The sequence below is a fragment of the Bradyrhizobium sp. USDA 4011 genome, assembly GCF_054063415.1.
This window is the reverse complement of sequence record NZ_JBSSGG010000001.1, coordinates 4,552,481-4,570,901: the sequence shown is the minus strand read 5'-3', so window position 1 is coordinate 4,570,901 and position 18,421 is coordinate 4,552,481. Positions and strand designations below refer to the sequence as shown.

15 protein-coding genes and 1 tRNA gene are annotated in these 18,421 nt (G+C 63.7%); 4 read left to right on the top strand and 12 right to left on the bottom strand.

Features of this window, described 5'->3' with window-relative positions; translation table 11 throughout:
- Positions 1–79 precede the first annotated feature (79 nt).
- The gene (locus ACVW1C_RS21400) at positions 80–766 is read left to right on the top strand and encodes a CBS domain-containing protein (RefSeq protein ID WP_456760103.1); all 687 of its coding nucleotides are present in this window, start codon (positions 80–82) and stop codon (positions 764–766) included.
- 84 nt (positions 767–850) lie between these two features.
- Here the strand turns inward: ACVW1C_RS21400 and ACVW1C_RS21395 are convergent, their stop codons facing one another.
- The 7 genes from ACVW1C_RS21395 to ACVW1C_RS21365 all read right to left on the bottom strand — a co-directional run bounded on the left by ACVW1C_RS21395 (position 851) and on the right by ACVW1C_RS21365 (position 7,610).
- Positions 851–1,621: a S1C family serine protease gene (locus ACVW1C_RS21395; protein ID WP_456760102.1), complete on the bottom strand. Its 771-nt coding sequence runs from the start codon at positions 1,619–1,621 to the stop codon at positions 851–853.
- A 17-nt stretch (positions 1,622–1,638) separates the two neighbouring features.
- Positions 1,639–2,139: a hypothetical protein gene (locus tag ACVW1C_RS21390; protein WP_456760101.1), complete on the bottom strand. Its 501-nt coding sequence runs from the start codon at positions 2,137–2,139 to the stop codon at positions 1,639–1,641.
- A 182-nt stretch (positions 2,140–2,321) separates the two neighbouring features.
- Positions 2,322–2,927, bottom strand: coding sequence for a c-type cytochrome (locus ACVW1C_RS21385; protein ID WP_456760100.1), 606 nt, complete (start codon positions 2,925–2,927; stop codon positions 2,322–2,324).
- A gap of 208 nt (positions 2,928–3,135) precedes the next feature.
- A tRNA-Ser gene (locus tag ACVW1C_RS21380) sits at positions 3,136–3,225 on the bottom strand.
- 442 nt (positions 3,226–3,667) lie between these two features.
- The gene (locus ACVW1C_RS21375; RefSeq protein WP_456760099.1) at positions 3,668–5,116 is read right to left on the bottom strand and encodes a trehalose-6-phosphate synthase; all 1,449 of its coding nucleotides are present in this window, start codon (positions 5,114–5,116) and stop codon (positions 3,668–3,670) included.
- A 214-nt stretch (positions 5,117–5,330) separates the two neighbouring features.
- Entirely contained in the window at positions 5,331–6,164 is an 834-nt protein-coding gene (otsB, locus tag ACVW1C_RS21370) for a trehalose-phosphatase (RefSeq protein ID WP_456760098.1), read from the bottom strand.
- Between the two features lie 3 nt (positions 6,165–6,167).
- Positions 6,168–7,610, bottom strand: coding sequence for an MFS transporter (locus ACVW1C_RS21365; RefSeq protein WP_456760097.1), 1,443 nt, complete (start codon positions 7,608–7,610; stop codon positions 6,168–6,170).
- A gap of 232 nt (positions 7,611–7,842) precedes the next feature.
- Here ACVW1C_RS21365 and ACVW1C_RS21360 point away from each other — a divergent pair, with 232 nt between their 5' ends.
- Complete coding sequence (locus ACVW1C_RS21360) at positions 7,843–8,235, top strand: DUF3175 domain-containing protein (protein ID WP_456760096.1); 393 nt, start codon at positions 7,843–7,845, stop codon at positions 8,233–8,235.
- 56 nt (positions 8,236–8,291) lie between these two features.
- Here the strand turns inward: ACVW1C_RS21360 and ACVW1C_RS21355 are convergent, their stop codons facing one another.
- On the bottom strand, positions 8,292–10,325 hold the full coding sequence (locus tag ACVW1C_RS21355; RefSeq protein WP_456760095.1) for a methyl-accepting chemotaxis protein: 2,034 nt from the start codon (positions 10,323–10,325) through the stop codon (positions 8,292–8,294).
- A gap of 453 nt (positions 10,326–10,778) precedes the next feature.
- On the opposite strand from ACVW1C_RS21355, the gene ACVW1C_RS21350 reads away from it, so the two are divergent.
- The gene (locus ACVW1C_RS21350; protein WP_456760094.1) at positions 10,779–11,951 is read left to right on the top strand and encodes an FIST N-terminal domain-containing protein; all 1,173 of its coding nucleotides are present in this window, start codon (positions 10,779–10,781) and stop codon (positions 11,949–11,951) included.
- Positions 11,948–13,321, top strand: a complete 1,374-nt coding sequence (locus ACVW1C_RS21345) for an ATP-binding response regulator (RefSeq protein ID WP_456760093.1) — start codon at positions 11,948–11,950, stop codon at positions 13,319–13,321. Before ACVW1C_RS21350 ends, ACVW1C_RS21345 begins: the two co-directional genes overlap by 4 nt.
- Positions 13,322–13,637: 316 nt before the next feature.
- On the opposite strand, the gene ACVW1C_RS21340 is transcribed toward ACVW1C_RS21345, so the two are convergent.
- The 4 genes from ACVW1C_RS21340 to ACVW1C_RS21325 all read right to left on the bottom strand — a co-directional run bounded on the left by ACVW1C_RS21340 (position 13,638) and on the right by ACVW1C_RS21325 (position 18,263).
- Positions 13,638–14,417: a LuxR C-terminal-related transcriptional regulator gene (locus ACVW1C_RS21340; protein WP_456760092.1), complete on the bottom strand. Its 780-nt coding sequence runs from the start codon at positions 14,415–14,417 to the stop codon at positions 13,638–13,640.
- A 118-nt stretch (positions 14,418–14,535) separates the two neighbouring features.
- Entirely contained in the window at positions 14,536–15,180 is a 645-nt protein-coding gene (locus ACVW1C_RS21335) for a response regulator (protein ID WP_456760091.1), read from the bottom strand.
- A gap of 138 nt (positions 15,181–15,318) precedes the next feature.
- Positions 15,319–16,521 carry a c-type cytochrome gene (locus tag ACVW1C_RS21330; RefSeq protein ID WP_456763132.1) on the bottom strand — a complete coding sequence of 401 codons (1,203 nt, stop codon included), beginning with the start codon at positions 16,519–16,521 and terminating at the stop codon, positions 15,319–15,321.
- Between the two features lie 26 nt (positions 16,522–16,547).
- Entirely contained in the window at positions 16,548–18,263 is a 1,716-nt protein-coding gene (locus ACVW1C_RS21325) for a PQQ-dependent dehydrogenase, methanol/ethanol family (RefSeq protein ID WP_456760090.1), read from the bottom strand.
- Positions 18,264–18,421: the final 158 nt, after the last annotated feature.

The following is an 18,421-nucleotide window of genomic DNA, read 5'->3' as shown; positions in this document are numbered from 1 at the left end:
ACCGATTGATCGGGGTCAAATCACCCCTGCGCGAGATCCCGCAGAATGTGACATCTTCCCGTCTACGGAGAGCACGATCATGCAAGCGCGCGACGTCATGGTGTCACCCGTCATCACGGTGGACTCCAACGCAACGGTGCAGCGGGTTGCTTCCCTGCTGCTCCAGCACCGCATCAGCGCCGTTCCTGTTGTGGGCAAGGACAGCGAACTCGTCGGAATCGTCACGGAAAGCGATTTGATGCATCGGACCGAAGCCGGCACCGAGCGCCCGTATTCGTGGTGGCTGCGACTTCTGGTCGGCGACGCGCAAATGGCGTCCGACTACGTGAAGTCCCATGCTGTCAAGATAGCGGACATCATGACCCGTAAGGTCGTGACCGCGGCGCCGGAGACACCTCTGCATGAAATTGCGATGCTGCTCGAGAACCATGGCATCAAGCGCGTCCCCATCGTCAATGAAGCCGGCCACCTCCTCGGCATCGTCAGCCGGGCCAACTTGCTGCAGGCCGTCGCGAGCGCCCGGCCGAAGTTGGAGATATCACCCACCGATTCCGCTATCAGGAAGAAATTACTCGGCGAGCTTCGCGAGCAACCATGGGCACACACCTTCAATCTGACCGCGACCGTACAGAACGGCGTCGTCGACCTGTGGGGATATGCGCCATCCGCTGCCGAGCGCACGGCGATCCGGATTGCCGCGGAGGCAATCCCCGGTGTCGTTGCAGTGAACGATCACCTGCTGGAAACGCCGATCATGGTCTACTGATCTCTCGGCGGCGATCGCAGCGCGGCCACCAATCAGTCAGCGGATCAAACGGCTTCAAATCGATCCACGGATCGAACTGAATACCTAGTTCATCCTAATGAAGAGGCGATCGATGGCATCCGAGGGAATCGCAAAGGCGCGCTCGGATTCGGTCTCGCCGGTGCTGGCGGCAACGATGCCGATCACTTCGCCCCGCAGATTGAACAGCGGCCCGCCTGCACTGCCGCGATCCAGCAGGGCGTCGGTCTGAATGAGATCCTGGCAAGGGATGCCGGGCCATGAACGATGCAGAGCGCTGACGATACCGAAGCTAATGCTTTGAGTGAGCCCCGAAGAGCCGCCGACCGCAAGGACGAAATCCCCGGGCTCTGCGTCGATCGATCGACCGATGCGGGCTGCGGTCAGGCCCGATGCCGAAATCCTCAGCATCGCCAGGTCATATCGCTCGTCGGCCACCACGAACCTGGCGTCAAGCTGGCGTCCGTCCGGCAATCGGACCGAAAGTGTCTTGGCGCCGCTGACCACATGATTGCTCGTCACGATCAATCCGGGCTCCGCCTTGATGATGACGCCCGCACCATACACATCCTTCGTCGTGGAAGGCGGACCATTGGGAAGCCCGGGCCCCGTGTCGATCGACCGGGAAATCGCCGCTGTCTCCGTAGTGGCTTTTATGCCGACGACACTTTGGATGATCTTCCCGACCAGAGGCGCAAGTGTCTGCACATCCCGGATTTCTCCTGCTGGCACCTGTCCGGGCCACAGCAGGAGCATCCACGTCATGATCACCATGGATGCCGACAGGCGGCCGGCCCACTTCCTCGCCAGCCTGCGGCAGGGCCCTTTCGGGTTCATCTCGTGCCCGCCCCGCACTATTCGGCTGCGGTGATTGGCAGCACGCCAGGCCTCTCCGCCGTAATGAGTGCCTTCCACAATGCAGCGATACTGTTCTGGGTGGCTGGCAGGATCGAGCAGTGCCCGGCGGCATCGAAATCACAGAACCGCGCGGCAGGATCGTCACACATCTCGGCGAACGCCCGGTTGATGAGGTCGAGGCATTCGAGGAGCTTGGTGATATTCTCCAAACCAGCACGACGCTGAAGATCGAGGAGACGGAACGTCACGACCGGCGGATCGCCGAAGGAGAGCTCGGGATGGGCGAGCCCGAAGAACACTTCGACAGCAAACGGCACCTGTCTAATGCGACTGAGAAGGTTCGCTGCCTGAGCTCCAGTGCAAGCAACCAGGTGCGGCGACGACGCTCCGGGTGCCGGCCTTGGACCGAGAGCCGCCGATATCTGCTGCTCCAGCCAGAGGCGAACGGGAGCCGGGGCGCTCTGAATTTGCTGGGCATCAAGCACTATGCTGGTCATCATTGATCCTCCACTTTCCATATGACCACTAACGACTTTGCTCGCAGCGGCCTTGATGGGGATCAATGTTGCGCGCGGCGGCCGTCGCGCACACAGCGCTGCCGCTCATCCATTGCAGGAGATCGCGTCGCCGCGGCCGAGCAGCGTCGGCAGCACGACGATCCCGAACGCCTTCACGGTCGCTACTTTTGCTGAATGCGGTTCAGATAATCGATAACGGCGAGGATTCGTGTTCGCACGACGACCTCCCGCAGATCCCGGGAAGGATCGAGCGCGTCGTAGGCCGGATCGACAATGTGAGGCAAGCTTTTAACGGGATTGTATCGTTCCCCCCAAATCGGCATCTCATGCGTGCCGTGCGCGGAAATTGCTCTTCGCCCGTCTATGGCTTCATAAACGGCGGTTATAGGAAAGACCCCGTTGTTGTTCTTGGCCAACGCCGTCAAATCGGCAGGCGGCGCCTTCAACTGCTGAGCGACGGGTCCCCTGCCCTTTCCATCCACGCCATGGCAGCTTGCGCACGAGGCTTGAAATTCGACCTTGCCGACATCGGCATCTTCAGCGTGAGCGGCCGCAGCGAAAACAGCGATCAGACTGACGATCATCAGCGGCTTCAGGCAAACGGCCATCATATCGCGCCCCCGGGGCTTTCGGATAAGTCCGTTTAGCGGTGATGGATTTGCTTCAGTTTGACGTAAATCAATGGAAAGCAAACTCGCGGCCTTGCCGCGCAGCCGACGCCTCTTCAGAACGGAGATCGACGGAAGCATCTGGTTGCTGGGCTTCATGCAGCACGATCTCGCACAGTTCGGCCTGCAACCCTCTCGACAATCCGTTCGGCGCGGGGTTGTCTCACGTGGAGCTGCGATCGGTTACCTTAATCCTGGAGCTGGACGGAAGCAAAGTGGCGGAGGGAGTTTCAGTCAACTCTAAAGCGCTGTCATCTAGCGCATGACATCGCGGGAAATCGCAGTCTGGCGTACAAAATCGTGCAAATGGCGGAGAGAGTGGGATTCGAACCCACGGTACGGTTTCCCGCACACACGCTTTCCAAGCGTGCGCCTTAAGCCACTCGGCCATCTCTCCGGGAGGCCTCTCTTGAAGGGCCGAGGCGGATTTTGCAAGGGGCGTGCGGCCGGACTGCGAAATTTCCCCAATTAGTTGAAAATACTGGGCAAATTGGCGGCGCCCGTAGCCCCGTCCGGCGGCCTTGCTTGCAACCGCGCGCGATTTTGGCCGCTGGCCGGTCAAGATCGGCGCAAATCACGCCATGCAATCGATCGGCCGCTCCTCGTCACGCCTAGGTGTGCAAATGCGCGCCCCGGCGCATCCGGCTGTCGACCTTTGCTCGGGGCCCATGAGTGCGATCGGCGCCCGGGCTTTCCTTGCGCCCGCTGTTCGCAGGGCGACGAGACGAAATGCAGAGCTCGGACAAATCATGTCGCGAGAATGCGAGTCCTCCAAGGCCGTGCCGCACCTTCATTGTCGTCCCGGCGAGCAAGCGCGCCAATGCTGCTATGCGATACGACTAGTGATATCGCGCGGCGAGATCCGCCGTGCGGCGCGGCCACAGGCTTGGCTCCGGCAGCGCCGCGGCACCCGCACTGTGCGTATCCTGCAGCGCCTCGATGAAATCGGCGAACCATTGCTGGATGGTGCCGCTGTTGAGCTTCTTCATCATGGCTTCCCAGCGCATCCGCCGCTCGGTCAGCGGCATCGCGAGCGCCGTTGCCAAGGTGCGCGCCATGCCGTCGATGTCATGCGGATTGACCAGCAACGCGGCGTCGAGCTCGTTCGCGGCACCGGCGAATTTCGACAGCACCAGCACGCCGGGGTCGGCCGGATTCTGGGCCGCGACATATTCCTTGGCGACGAGGTTCATACCGTCCTGCAGCGGCGTCACCACGCCGACCTGCGCGGTGCGATAGAGGCCTGCGAGCACGCCCTGGCCAAAGCCCTTGTTGAGGTAGCGGATCGGAGTCCAGTCCACCTCGCCATGCACGCCGTTGACGTCGGTGACGAGCTTCGCGACCTCGCTCGCGAGATTGCCATAGGCCTCGATCGCGCCGCGCGACGGCGTTGCGATCTGCAGCAGCGACACCGAACGCTTCAGGTTCGGGTGCAACGTCCACATCTTGTCAAATGCCTTGATGCGGTTGACGAGGCCTTTGGAATAGTCGAGCCGGTCGACGCCGATTGCGAGCTTCTCGCCATTGAGGCTGCGCCGCAGCCGCGTCACGTCGGGATGCATCATCGCCTTGGTCGCCTGCTGCGCGAACTTCCCGGGATCGATCCCGATCGGAAACACCGCAGCGCGGGTGCGGCCGAACGACGAATTGATCACGCCGTCGCGCACCGCGAATTCGAGATCGTTCTGCACGTAGCTAAGGAAGTTCTCGCGGTCCTCATCGGTCTGGAAGCCGATCAGATCATAGGACAGCATCGCCTCGATCAGCTCGCGATGATTGGGCACGCCCGCGATCACTGCGCGCGCCGGCCAAGGCGTGTGCAGGAAGAAGCCGATCGGCTGCGTGACGCCGAGATCGCGCAGCTCGGCGCCGAGCGCGAGGAAATGATAATCCTGGATCCAGAACACGGAATCAGGCTTGCGGAAGCGCAACAACGCGCGCGCCATGAACGCGTTCACTTCGCGATAGCTCTTATAGTCTTCGTGCGAGGCACGGATCAGGTCGGCGCGCGAATGCATCGCGGGCCACAGCGCCGAATTGGCAAAGCCTTCGTAGTAGCCGCCATAGTGCGCGGCCGGCAGATCGAGCATCGCCAGCGCGCCAGCGCCGAGAGCTTCGACCTCTGCAAAAGGTTCCTTGTGGTTCCCGTCGCGGACACGTCCGCTGGAACCAACCCATATTGCCCCTGTCTTTTCCACCACCGGCAACAAGGCCGCAGCCAGCCCCCCCGTCATGGGTTCATTGGGTTTTCCGCGCGAGACGCGGTTCGATACGACGACGAGGTTCACCCGGTCCCCTCCTGTTGGTCAACTCGCGTATTAACAACCATTCATCAAGATGGTTCCGGATCAAGGAATCTCCCAATTGAAACCGAATTCTGGCGAAGCGCGAAGGAACTCGCGGGAACTCGCGAAAAGAAAAATTCACGCGAGACGTCCGCCACGACGCAAAACGACCGCATTCGGCAAATGCGCCGCGCGACGTGCGATGCTGATGATTTGGTTAGGACAGGCTGCCGTCCCTATCGTCGTCGATCAGTTGCGCGAGAAACGCGCGCACATCGCTCGGCCCGTCGAAATGTCCGGCGACGCCGGTGGCGCGGCGGCCGACGGAGAACGCGAGACCGTTGAAATCCGACATGATCGCAAACACGGTCTCGTCGGTGACGTCGTCGCCGATGAAGAACGGGCGGCGTCCCTTGAAGGGTTCATGCGTCATCAGCTCGAGCACGCCGGTCGCCTTGGTGAAGCCCGAATGCTTGATCTCGCAGACGCTCTTGCCCGGCAGCACCTCGATCGGCGCATTCGGCAGCTCGGCGCGGATCAGCGACACCGCCTCATAGATCGCCCTCTCCGCCTGCGGCGCCAGCCGATAGTGCAGCGCCAGCGAATAGCCCTTGTCCTCGAGCAGAATGCCGGGGCTGAGCTTGGCGATCGCGGCGAGCCGGCGCTTCAATTCCTTGTCGAGCGGCGGCGCGTGCGCGGCGACCGCCTCGCTGTCCGGCTGCAGCCGCATCTCGGCGCCATGGCCGCCGACCGCGGGAAACTGGTCCGGCGCGAAGATCAGGTCGATGTCGTTGAGCGAACGGCCGCTGACCAGCGCCAGCGCGCCGCCAGTGCGCTCATGCAATTGCTTCAGCGTGGTCGCGAGCTCCGGCGGCACCCAGACCTCACGCGGGGTCGGCGCGAAATCGAGCAAGGTGCCGTCGATGTCGAGCAGCACCGCGGTGCGATCCAGCGGCGGAATCAGCGATGCCGGCGCCGACACGCTGCCGGTCGTCGCATTGGGGGCGATGTCGTCATCCAGGGGCATTTCGGCCAATTCATGCTTCGTCATAGTCTACTCCACAAATGCCAACGGTCGCGCGACAGATTCGAGCGATTTTCGCTCGGCCGCGATGGCATAGCGCCATGCAACGGCTGCGGCGACCATCATGAGTGCCGACCCCAGAAGGTAGCCGGCGAACACGCTGTTGCGCGATCCGGTGTCGATCAGCACGCCGAACAACGCCGGTCCAATCACGCCGCCGATGCCGGTGCCGACAGCATAGAAGACGGCGATCGCAAGCGCCCGGACCTCCAACGGAAACGTCTCGCTGACGGTGAGGTAGGCGGCGCTCGCCGCCGGCGAGGCGAAGAAGAAGATCACCATCCAGGCGATGGTCTGGGTCTGCGCGCTGAGCGCGCCGATCGAGAACAGGTAGCCGGACAGCGCCAGCAGCACGCCCGAGATGCCATAGGTCAGCGCGATCATGGTGCGGCGGCCCAGCGTGTCGAACAGGCGGCCGAGCAGCAGCGGCCCGAGGAAGTTGCCGGCGGCGAACGGCAGGATGTACCAGCCGACATGGCTGGCGGCGATGCCGAAGAAATCGGTCAGGATCAGCGCGAAGGTGAAGAAGATCGCGTTGTAGAAGAATGCCTGCGCGGCCATTAGCGCGAGCCCGACCAGCGAGCGCTGCCGGTAGGTGGAGAACAAGGTCACCGCGACCTCGCGCAGCGGCGTGTGATGGCGCATCCGCAGCTTGATCTTCTCGAAGCTCTCGCTCGGCTGTTCGTGACCGAGCACGGAGGTCTCGATATCGGCAACGATCTTGTGGGCTTCTTCGGGGCGTCCATGGATCATCAGCCAGCGCGGGCTTTCCGGAATCCACATCCGCATCAACAGCACGACCAGGCCGAGCGCCGCGCCGGTGAAATACGCGATCCGCCAGCCGTGATCCGGCGCAAGCAACGCAGGATCGAGCAGGACGATCGCGCTCACCGCACCGATCGCGGCGCCGATCCAGAAGCTGCCGTTGATGACAAGATCGGTCCAGCCGCGATAGCGCGCCGGCACCAGCTCCTGGATGGTCGAATTGATCGCGGTGTATTCACCGCCGATGCCGGCGCCGGTGAGGAAGCGAAACAGCGCGTAGCTCGCGACATTCCACGACAGCGCGGTCGCGGCCGTCGCCGAGAGATAGAGCGCGAGCGTGATGAAGAACAGCTTCTTGCGGCCGATCCGGTCGGTGAGCCAGCCGAAACCGAGCGCGCCGAGCACGGCGCCGGCGAGATAGGCGCTGCTGGCAAGCCCGACATCGGCGTTGGAAAAGCTCATCGTCGGGCTCTCCTTCAGCGCGCCCGACAGCGCTCCGGCCAGCGTCACTTCGAGCCCGTCGAGAATCCAGGTGATGCCAAGCGCCAGCACGACGCGGGTGTGGAAGCCGCTCCAGCGCAGGTTGTCGAGGCGGAGGGGAATCGAGGTCTCGATGATGCGGTCGTCATTCGGCGTGACTGGAGTCATCGCCTCGTGCGTCGTCGCAGAACTCAACTGTGTCCGCTGCAGTGTCATCAGAATGGACCAATGGGAAACACCCCGGAAGCGCTGTGTTCCAAGGTGCTCTTTCCCAGGATTGCGGCAAACGAGTGCCCGCCACGCGATGTCAACGCCGCAGCTCGGCAAGGGTTCCCGCAATGCGGCATAGGAACCGCGATTGCGGCGGACGGTTTTCGGCTCTACAGCCACGGAGGAATTGATGGCCGCACACAAGAAAGCCACGCGCAAGACGGCAAGAAAATCAACGGGAAAACCAGCAAGGAGGTCGGCCGCACGATCCGCCAGCATGACACGCCGCAAGCGCGGAGCGAGCAAGACGACGACGAAGCGCTGGTCGCAGCGGGTCACGAAGGAGAGCGATGCGCTCGACCTCAAGCGCGGCGTGTTCAAGCAGACGAGCGCGAAGAAGATCGCATCATCGCTGAAAACATCCGCCGAGCACAGCACGCGCCGCAAGAGCGGCGCCTATCGTTCCGCGTTGTCGATGCTCACCTTCTATATCAACCGCGCCGGCAAGACGCTGCCGAAGCCCGAGCGCTCACGGCTGGAGCGTGCCAAGGTCGAATTGAAGCACCTGTTCGGACGGGATTAACCCCGTCGTCTCGCCAACCGACGGTGTCGTCCCGGGCCGGGACGACACTTGTGGGTCTACGCCGCGCGGATGTTCGCCATGAAGCGGTCGAGCTCCTCGCGCAGCCGCGAGCTCTCGACCGACAGCGAGCGGGCCGAGTTCAGCACTTCTTCAGATGCGACTCCCGTCTCGGTGGCGCCGCGGTTGACCTGGGTGACGCTGGAGGCGGCTTCCTGGGTGCCCTGCGCGACGTTCTGCACGCTGCGCGCGATCTCCTGCGTTGCCGCGCTCTGCTGCTCGACCGAGCTCGCGATGTTGGTCGCGATCCCGGAGATCTGCCCGATCGTGCCGCCGATCTCCTTGATCGCGGCAACCGATTCCTGCGTCGCGGCCTGCATGCCCGAGATGTGGGTCGAGATCTCGTCGGTGGCTCTCGCGGTCTGGCTCGCCAGCGACTTCACCTCGGCGGCGACCACGGCGAAGCCGCGGCCCGCATCGCCGGCGCGCGCAGCCTCGATGGTGGCGTTCAGCGCCAGGAGATTGGTCTGCTCGGCGATCGCCGTGATCAGCTTGACCACGTCGCCGATCTCCTGCGCGGCGCGCGAGAGCTTGCCGATCCGCGCGTCGGTCTGCTCGGCCTGACGCACGGCGGAATCGGCGATCTGGCTGGATTCCTTGGCGCGGCGCCCGATCTCGTCGACCGACGCCGACAGCTCCTCGGTCGCGGAAGCAACCGACTGCATGTTGCTGGAGGCCTCCTCGGAGGCGCCGGCGACCTGGCTCGACAGGTTCTGCGTGGTCTCGGCAGTGCGGGTCAGCGTGCCTGCCGCGGATTCGAGCTGCACGGCGGAAGCCGACACATTGGAGACGATCGAGCCGACGGCGGATTGGAATTCATCGGCGAAGCGGATCAACTCGGCGCGCCGCACGGCCGCGCTCGCCTTGTTCTGCGCTTCCTGGGTCGCGGCATCGCGCTCGGCCTTGGCGACCGCCTGGACCTTGAACTCTTCGACGGCGCCGGCCATCTCGCCGAGCTCGTCGCGACGGCCGAGGCCCGGCAGCACCACGTCGAAATTGCCGGCCGCAAGCTCGCGCATCGCCGCACACATCGCCGCGATCGGGCGCGAAATGCCCTTGCCGAGCAGGAAGGCCCACACCAGTCCGAGCACGAAGCTGCCGGCCGCAAGCATCAGGATCAGCTGCTCGGTCTCGCCGATCATGGAATGCGATTCGTTCTCGAGCCGCTTCTGGTCGGCGAGCAGGTCGGACTTCATCGCCGCCGCACCCTGGCTGATGGCGGCCGCGGATTCCGTCATCTCGACTGTCAATTCGTCGATCGACTTCGCATTCGCGATCAGCTTGGCCAGCGCCTCGCGGTACTCTTCAAGCAACCCGGTGATGTCCTTCACGCCCTGGGCGATCCGCTCGTCCTTCGAGGTGATCCCCTTGACGAGATTGTCGGCGAATTTCAGCCGGGCGAGCGCGCTGGAGGCGACCGTCTTGTCGCCGTTGACGACGAACGTGTTGACGGCGCCGGTGATCGACTGCAGCTGGTCGGCGACCTTCTTGGCGCCGAACTGGATCGACTGCAGCTCGGAATCGTCGGCATTGCTCGGCAGATCGTCGAGCTTGTAGCGCATCGAGGTCGCACTGCGGACCAGTCTGTTCTGCGCGGTCTGCGCGCTCTCGTCCTTGATGCGGACGATCTCGGCAAAAATCTTGGTGAAGGCGCGGAATTCGCGCTCCAGCTTGGTGATCTGCTCGAGCCGGGCTGGATTGCTGGTGCCCTTCATCGACGCCACGATGGCATCCTTCAGGCTGGCCTCGGCGGCGAGCGCGGCCTTGGCGTCGTCCTCCTTGCCGGTGGCGACGTAGTAGCGCACCAGCGAACGGTAGGAGATCAATTCGCGATCGATGTTGCGGGCGAGGTCGGCTTCCGCGACGCTCTGGCGGTAGGAGCCGACACCGGCGGAGACCCGCTCGAAGCCCATATAGGCAAAGCCCATGGTGGCCGCCGACAGCGCCAGCGTGACGGCAAAGCCGAGCATGATCTTGGCGCGGAATCTGAGGGTTGGGAATCTGATCGACAACGATCGCTTCAGTCCCGGCATTCCAACCCCCGTCTTCATTCTGAAAACCACGCGGGGTCCGGCAGCAACCCGCCCCAGCCCCCGGAGGGCAAAACTAAGGCAGAATCGATAAGGCCCGGTAAATGGGCAGCGGCTGCCCGGTACTACCTTGGTCGGGCAAAGGCGGTAGGCTTGCGGATTGACGCGCCGATCCGGCCCGATAGTTTAGAACCGATCAAACCTGTCCCTGCCCGGGCCGGGAGAACACATCGGGAGGTGTCCCATGTCATCGCGTCGAACGGCGCCGTTGGCGCTTGCGGCGTGCGTAGCTGCCGGCGAAGCCGCGCGGCCCATGACATCCCCCTCACGACCTAGAACATAAAGGCCAGGGCGGACCGCGAACCATCGCGGCTTGGCCCGGATGCCCTTACGGCCCGCGCGGCTTCAACCGGCCGCGCCAAGAAAAGCAAAAAATTCTGGTCAGGGAGAACGCCTTTGGCGAAGCAGAACGGCAGCGCCACCGACAGTATTGTCGTGGTGCAGGCAAAGACCAACGGGCCGCAGGAAGCCGCCGACGAGATCGCGCGCCAGTTGGCGGCGGCTGATCTCGCCATGCTCGTGGTGTTCGTGTCGCCGTTCTATGACCCGAAGGAATTCATTGCCGAACTGTCGAGGCAGATGCCCGACGTTCCGATCTTCGGCTGCACCACGGCGGGCGAATTGTCGCCCGGCGGCTGGGATGAGGACAGCGTCGTCGCGATGGGCTTCAACGCCGCCGATTTCGTCATCGCGGCCCGGCCGCTGTTCGATCTCGCGACATTCCGGGTCGATCACGGCCGCTCGATGTGCACCGAGTTGCAGAACGAATTCGCGCAACGCACCGAGCATTGCGATCACACCGACGATTCCTTCGGGCTGCTCTTCATCGACGGCATGTGCCAGCGCGAGGAAACCATCATGTCGGCGATCTACGCATCGCTCGGCGACATTCCGGTGGTCGGCGGCTCCGCCGGCGATGGCCTGCGCTTCGAGAAGTCGTGGATCTTCTACGGCGGCGAAGCCTTTACCGACGCTGCCGTCCTGATCCTGATCCGGACGCGGCTGCCGTTCCGCACCTTCAAATGCGACCATTTCGAGCCGACCTTGACCAAGATGGTGGTGACCGAGGCCGACATCGAGCACCGTATCGTCAAGGAATTGAATGCCGAGCCCGCCGCGATGGAATATTCGCGTGCCGTCGGCCTCAGCGACAGCAAGCTTGAACTGTTCTCGTTCGCCGCGCATCCGGTCCTGGTGCGCGTCGGCGGCGCCTATTACGCGCGGTCGATCCAGCGGACCAATCCGGACGGGTCGCTGCAATTCTTCTGCGCCATCGACGAGGGCATGGTGCTGACGGTGGCGCGCGAGCGCGACCCGATCGACGTGACGAGCCGCCTGCTCCAGGAGCTGACCGAGGAGCTCGGCGAGGTCTCGATGTTCATCGGCTTCGAATGCGTGCTGCGCCGGCTCGATGTCGAGCAACGCCAGCTGTCGCGGGAGATGTCGGAGCTCTATCGCCGCAACAAAGTGATTGGCTTTCAGACCTATGGCGAGCAGTATCGCTCCATGCATGTCAACCAGACGCTGACCGGCATCGCCATCGGCAAGCGGGCTGTCGCCCCGCAATGACCGACAGCACGACCACGCGCATTGCGGCCCTCGAACGCGAAGCCGAGAAGCTGCGCAAGATCAACGCGGCGCTGATGTCGCGCGTCGAACGTTCGACCGACCAGCAGCTCAATGCCTTCTCGCTGTTCGAGACCGCCATCGCGCTGGATCAGCAGGTGCGTGACCGCACCCAGCAGCTCAAGCAGGCGCTGCAATCGCTGGAAAAGACCAACGGACGCCTGCTGCAGGCCAAGCAGCAGGCCGAGGCGGCAAGCTCGCTGAAATCATCGGTGCTGGTTTCGGTGACGCACGACCTGTTGCAGCCGCTCAATGCGGCGCGGCTGACGCTGTCCGCGCTGACCGAGATGGCCAACGAATCCAAGAGCGTCGCGCTGACCGACCAGATCGACCGTTCGCTGGCGACGCTCGAGGACATGTTGCGGACGCTGCTCGACATCTCGAAGCTCGATGCCGGTGTGCTCAGGCCCGAATTCGGTCCGGTCGCGATCGCCTCGCTGTTCGAGCCGCTGGAGCAGGAATTCGTGGCAACCGCCGCCAAGCGCAACCTCGGCTTCAAGATCATGCCGTCGTCCGCGGTGGTCCGCTCCGACCCGCTGATGCTGCGCCGCATCCTGCAGAACCTTGTGGCCAATGCGCTGCGCTACACCCAGCGCGGCACCGTACTGATGGGGTGCCGCCTCAAGGGCGACGACATCTGCATCGAGGTGCATGACACCGGGCCGGGTATCCCGGAAGCCCAGCGCGAAGCCATCTTCGTCGAGTTTCAGCGCGGGGACGCCGGCAGAGGCGACAAGGCCGGCATCGGGCTTGGCCTTTCGATCGTGCGCCGGTTTGCCGACCTGCTCGGTCATGACATCAGGCTGAGTTCACGCGCCGGCAAGGGCTCGGTGTTCTCGGTCACCGTGCCCCGCACCCTCGATCCGGTTGCGATCCCCGTGCGCGAACAGGCCAGCGTCGACTATCGCTATGGCGGCATGGAGGGCGCGAAGATCCTGCTGATCGAGAACGACCTCTCGAGCGCCGAGGGCCTCGCCCATCTGCTGGAGAAATGGGGCTGCGACGTCGCCGTGACGATCTCCAAGACCGAGGCGCTCGAGCGCATCCACGCGCTGGACGGCATCCCCGACGCCATCATCGCCGACCTGCACCTCGACAATGGCGAGACCGGCATCCAGGCCGTCGACGTGATCCGCGGCGAGATCAACGCCAAGGTTCCGGCGATCATCGTGACCGCCGACTACTCGGCCAAGGCCGCCTCCGACGTCTCGGCCTTCGGCCACGAATTGCTGAAGAAGCCGATCAAGCCCGCCGAGATGCGCTCGCTGCTGTCGTTCCTGCTGGCGGCGGAGCAGTCGAGCGCACGGCTATGATCAGAGCGTTTTCGAGCGAAGTGGATACCGGTTCGCGTGAAGAGAACGCGTCAAGACAAGAACCTAGAGCCCCGTTCCGATTCCATCGGAACGGGAAGGCTCTAAAGCATGATGAGATTAGGTTAAGCCGGATCGGCATCGGAGGTTCACCTCTCCCTTGGAAGAGGTCGATTTGCGTAGCAAATCGGGTGAGAGGTTACGGTCGATCGAGAGAGCAAGAGCCCTCACCCGGATTGCTTCGCAATCCGACCTCTCCCCGTCGGGGAGAGGTGAACCGAAGCCGCCGTGAGCCGATTTAACCCAATCTCATCGCGCTTTAGTCGCCGTGCGACGGCGGCGAGACCATCACCGGTGCGTGATCGTGCTTGCCGAAATCCAGTTTCGACAGCGCGATGATGGCCTCGGTCCGGCTGCGCACACCGAGCTTCCGCAGGATCTCCGAGACGTGCACCTTCACGGTGGTGACCGAGATATCGAGCTGATAGGCGATGTGCTTGTTCTGCAGGCCGCGGCAGATCATGTCGAGCACGCGAAGCTGCTGCGCGGTGAACTGGCCGAGTTGCTGCACCAGTTGCCTGGTGTCGGCCTGGCCCTTCCGTGCGGCAGCTGAATCGCGGAAACGCGTCGGCAGGCACACCTCGCCTTCGAGAATGCCGCGCAGCAGGCGCGCCAGTTCGACCTTCGGCGTCGACTTCGGAATGAATCCGGAAATGCCGAGCGCGATCGCGCTGCCGATGATCCGTGAATCGTCATGCGCCGACACGATCACGAGCGCGCTACGCGGCGCCGCGGCCCGCACCCGGTAGGCGCCGAGCAGGCCAGTGGTTCCCGGCATCGACAGATCGAGCAGGATCAGATCGAGGCCGTCGCGCGCGGCGATCACGTCGAGCGCGCCGTCAATCGAGGTCGCCTGCAGCACCTCGGCGTCGGGAAACTCGGCCCCGATCACGCCGATCAGGGCGGCACGGAACAGCGGGTGGTCCTCGACGATCAGCAGTCGAGGCGCACCCGCCTTATCGAGCGGCGGCTGGTCCGCCAGGGGCGCGGTCGTGGTCAATGCTGCGCCGTCCTCCCTCGGATCGCTGATGACAGCCATTGTTCGGACGACGTTATCTCAAAGCCGGGCGGCAGCCTATAGGTAGCACCCCGGATGGTTTCGCCTTGCAGCGCAGCAAACCTAGGGCGCCTTCTCTGCCTTCGCACCCGAGCTGGCTTCAAGGACCGGGAAGCGGAATCTTGCCGAGCTCGATGATCGCCTTGTTGCGGCTGAACAGCTTCAGCTTGCGCAGGATCTCGGTGACATGCGCCTTCACGGTGGATTCCGCGAGCTTGAGCTCGGCGGCGATTTCACGGTTCTGCAGGCCGCGGATGATCAAGTGAAGCACGCGGATTTGCTGCGGCGTCAGCTTCTGGATCCGCTCGCGCAGCGTCCGCGCCGTCTCGGACTGTTCCAGCGCGCCGACCGCGACGAAGTCCCGCGGCGCCGAGACCGATCCGCTCAGCACGCGCGCGATCGCCTGCGAGAGCTCGCCGAGCGAGGTCGACTTCGGTAGGTAGCCGACCGCACCCATTTCCAGTGCCTCGCGGATGGTGTGCTTGTCCTCCTCGCTCGAGACGATCGCGATCGGCAGCCGCGGATAGCGATCCCTGATCTTCTGAAAGCCGGAGAAGCCGACGACGTCGGGCAGCAGCAGATCGAGCAGCGCGAGGTCGATATTCGGCTCGCTGGCGAGGATGCCAAGGGCCCCCTTGATGGAGGTGGCCTCATAAATCCGGGCATCGGGATGCGAGATGCGGATGGCGTTGCCAAGCGCCTCCCCAAACAGGGGGTGATCGTCGATGATCAGGAACCCCATCATGAGGACCCTCGCACTGCTCGAGCCGTTTCCGTTCCGATTGAATCGGAACCGGGCTCTCGATTCATGTTCTGATGCGTTTTCTTCACGCGAACCGGTATCCACTTCGCTCGAAAACGCTTCTATTGCGGATCGCGGCAGCTAATTCGACCCGCCGGTATCCTGCAGACCCTGCAGATAGGCATATACGTTTCTGAGCTCGTCGTCGCTGAAGACGTCCTTCCAGGCCGGCATGCCCTTGGCTGGCCGCCCGTCATGGACCGTCTTCCAGAAGGTCGACTCCATGTCATCAGCATAACGCTTCTTGAGCAACCTGAGATCGATCTTTCGCTCGGCCTGCACCGCGTCCGGACCGTGGCAATGGGCGCAGGTGCCGTTGAAGACCTCCCGCCCCGCCGTGGCATCGCCTTTGGCATCCCCGGCGGTTGCGGCGGTCTGGACCGGCTTCTCCGCCGAAGCCGCCTGCCCGACCGTGACCGGTTCGCTGGCTCCGGCGGACGACGTCGTCGCCCGGTCTGCCTCGCCGAACTTCACCGGAGCGCCGTTCGGCACGCCATATTTGGCAAACAGGGCGGAAATCTCCGGCTGCAGCGACGGCAGCACGGCGTCGACTTCATCGCGCAGCGCGCCGGACGCCTTGGCGAAGCCGACCGCGGTCGCCCAGAGCAGGCCGTCGCCCTCGGTCGAGACGATCTGGTACTTGTCGCCGTAGCTGGTCTTGTTGAGCCACCCCGCCACCGGCGCCCAGATGAAGGCGATGTCGACCTTGCCCTGTTCGAGGGCGGCCATGCCCTCCTCGGGGCTGAGCACGGTGACCTTCTGGATGTCGTCACGCAGCGCCAGCAGATTTTGCGGCGTCGATTGATATTGCACCGCAACCCGTAATCCCTTGAGGTCGTCGATGCCGGCCAGTTTGCGATCCCTGGCGCCGACCAGCGCATAGCCTTCATGGGCGATCGGCTTCGAGAAGATCACCGCCGGCCCCATGAAATCGTCGACCAGCGGCAGGCCGACCATGGCGTCGCACTGCTTGCTGAGCAGCGTCTCCCGCACGGTGCGCTTGCCGAAATAGGACTTGTACCAGTTGGTGCTCACCGTGCGGCCGAGCTTCTGCGCCACCGCCTGGCCGATCTCGAGATAGAGGCCGGGCTTGCCCGGGTCGTCGCTCGAGAACGGCAGGTTGGTCGGGTCGGCGCAGAGCCGCAGCGGCGGTTTTGTCTCGTCGGCGCCGGCCGCCAGGGCCGGCACCATAAGCAGGGCGGAGAGCAGCACGGTCCGGATTGCATGTTCCAACCGCGTGTTGCGCGAGGGGGTGCGCAGTTCGTTTCGGGCGATGCAAGACACGGACAATGCTGCCTCCTTGACGATCGTTATTGCAGGGCGAACACGAACAGCGAGCCGCCTTCCGGCGCCGCGGCGACCATCTTCTTGCCGATGTCACCAAGGAAGGCGGGCAGCGCCGCGGTACGACCGACCACGATCGCGACATACTGCTTGCCGTCGACCGAATAGGTCACGGGACCCGCGCCGATGCCGCTGCCGAGGTTCTTGCTCCACAGCACCTTGCCGTTCTTGGCATCGATGGCGCGGAAGTCGCCATGCAGATTACCGGAGAACACCAGATTGCCCCCGGTCGTCAGCGTGCCACCGTTGAAGGGCAGGTCTTCCTTGATGCTCCACACCTTCTTGTTGGCGATGGGATCCCAGGCCACGAGTTCGCCGAGGAAGCCGCCAGGGCCCGGCTTGGTGGGGAATTCGGCGCCGAGATAGAACACGCCGCGCTTGTAGTTCACGTCGGAGACCGACCAGTCCATGCACACGTTGTTGCTCGGAATGTAGACGAGGCCGGTCTGCGGGTTGAACGACATCGGCTGCCAGTTCTTGCCGCCGATCAGGTTCGGGCAGATGTCCTTGGCGGGATGGCCGGGGCCGGGACGCTTGTCCGGATCCTCTTCCGCCCGCATCGTGTTGATGTCCCACTTCTTGGCCCAATTGGCGAAGACGTACTTCTCGGCCGAGATCACCTTGCCGGTCTCGCGGTTGGCCACGAAGAAGAAGCCGTTGCGGTCCGCCTTCATCAGGACGGGCGTCTCGGCGCCCTTGATCTTGAGGTCGGCGAGCAAGAGCTCGTTGACGCCGTCATAGTCCCAGGCGTCGGCCGGCGTGCCCTGGATGTGCCACTTGATCTTGCCGGTGTTGGGATCGATCGCCAACGTCGAGGCGGTGTAGAGATTGGTCAGCTTGCCGAAATTGCCGTCGCCGGTGGAGCGTACGCCTGTATTCCACGGCCCCGGATTGCTGGTACCCCAGTAGACCGTGTCGGACTTGGCATCGTAGGAGCCCACCAGCCAGGCGGCGCCGCCGCCGTGCAGCCCGGTGTCGCCCTTCCAGGTGTCGCTGCCGGGCTCGCCCGGCGCCGGCACCGTGAAGGTCTGCCAGAGCAGCTTGCCGTCCTTGAGGTTGAACGCCTGCAACGCACCGCGGACGCCGTATTCGCCGCCGCCGAAGCCGGTGATCACCTTGTCGCGGACGATCAGCGGCGGCGAGGTGATGACCGAGCCCTGCTTGTAGTCGACCACGGTCGAGGTCCAGAGCTCCTTGCCGGTCTCGGCGTCGAGCGCGGTCAGCTTGCCGTCGAGGCGGCCGACCAGGATCTTGCCGTCGGCGTAGGACACGCCGCGGCTGTTGACGTCGCAGCAGGCGTATTGAAGCACGTCATCCGGAATGTCGGGCTGCCAGGTCCATTTGCGTGCGCCGGTCGCGGCGTCGATCGCATAGACGTATTTCGGCCCCCACGAGGTCGACACGTAGAGGTTCTTGCCGATCACGACCGGCGAAGCCTCGTTGGAGCGCAACGAAGCCAGCGACATCGAGTAGACGAGCTGCAGCTTGCCGGCGTTCTCGGAATTGATCTGCTTCAGCGGGCTGAAGCGCGTGTTGCCGTAATCGTGGCCGGCGATCGCCCATCCGTTCGGATCGGACACCGCCTTTGCGACGGAATCATTCGCTTTCGACGCAGTAATACCTGCCATCACCATGGCAACCAGCGACACGCCGGCAAAGAAAATCCCGCTCCTCAGCTTCATTGGCTTCCTCCAATATGGTTTCGTTGCCGCGATGGATGCATCGCGCGCCGCGTCTCACTACCCAATTCGTGAACCAGCGATCTTCAGTCGCTATGTGCGATGAAAATGCCAGCTAAGCTTTTTTGTCGTTATAGGCGGAAGGTAGTAGCAATCGCCGT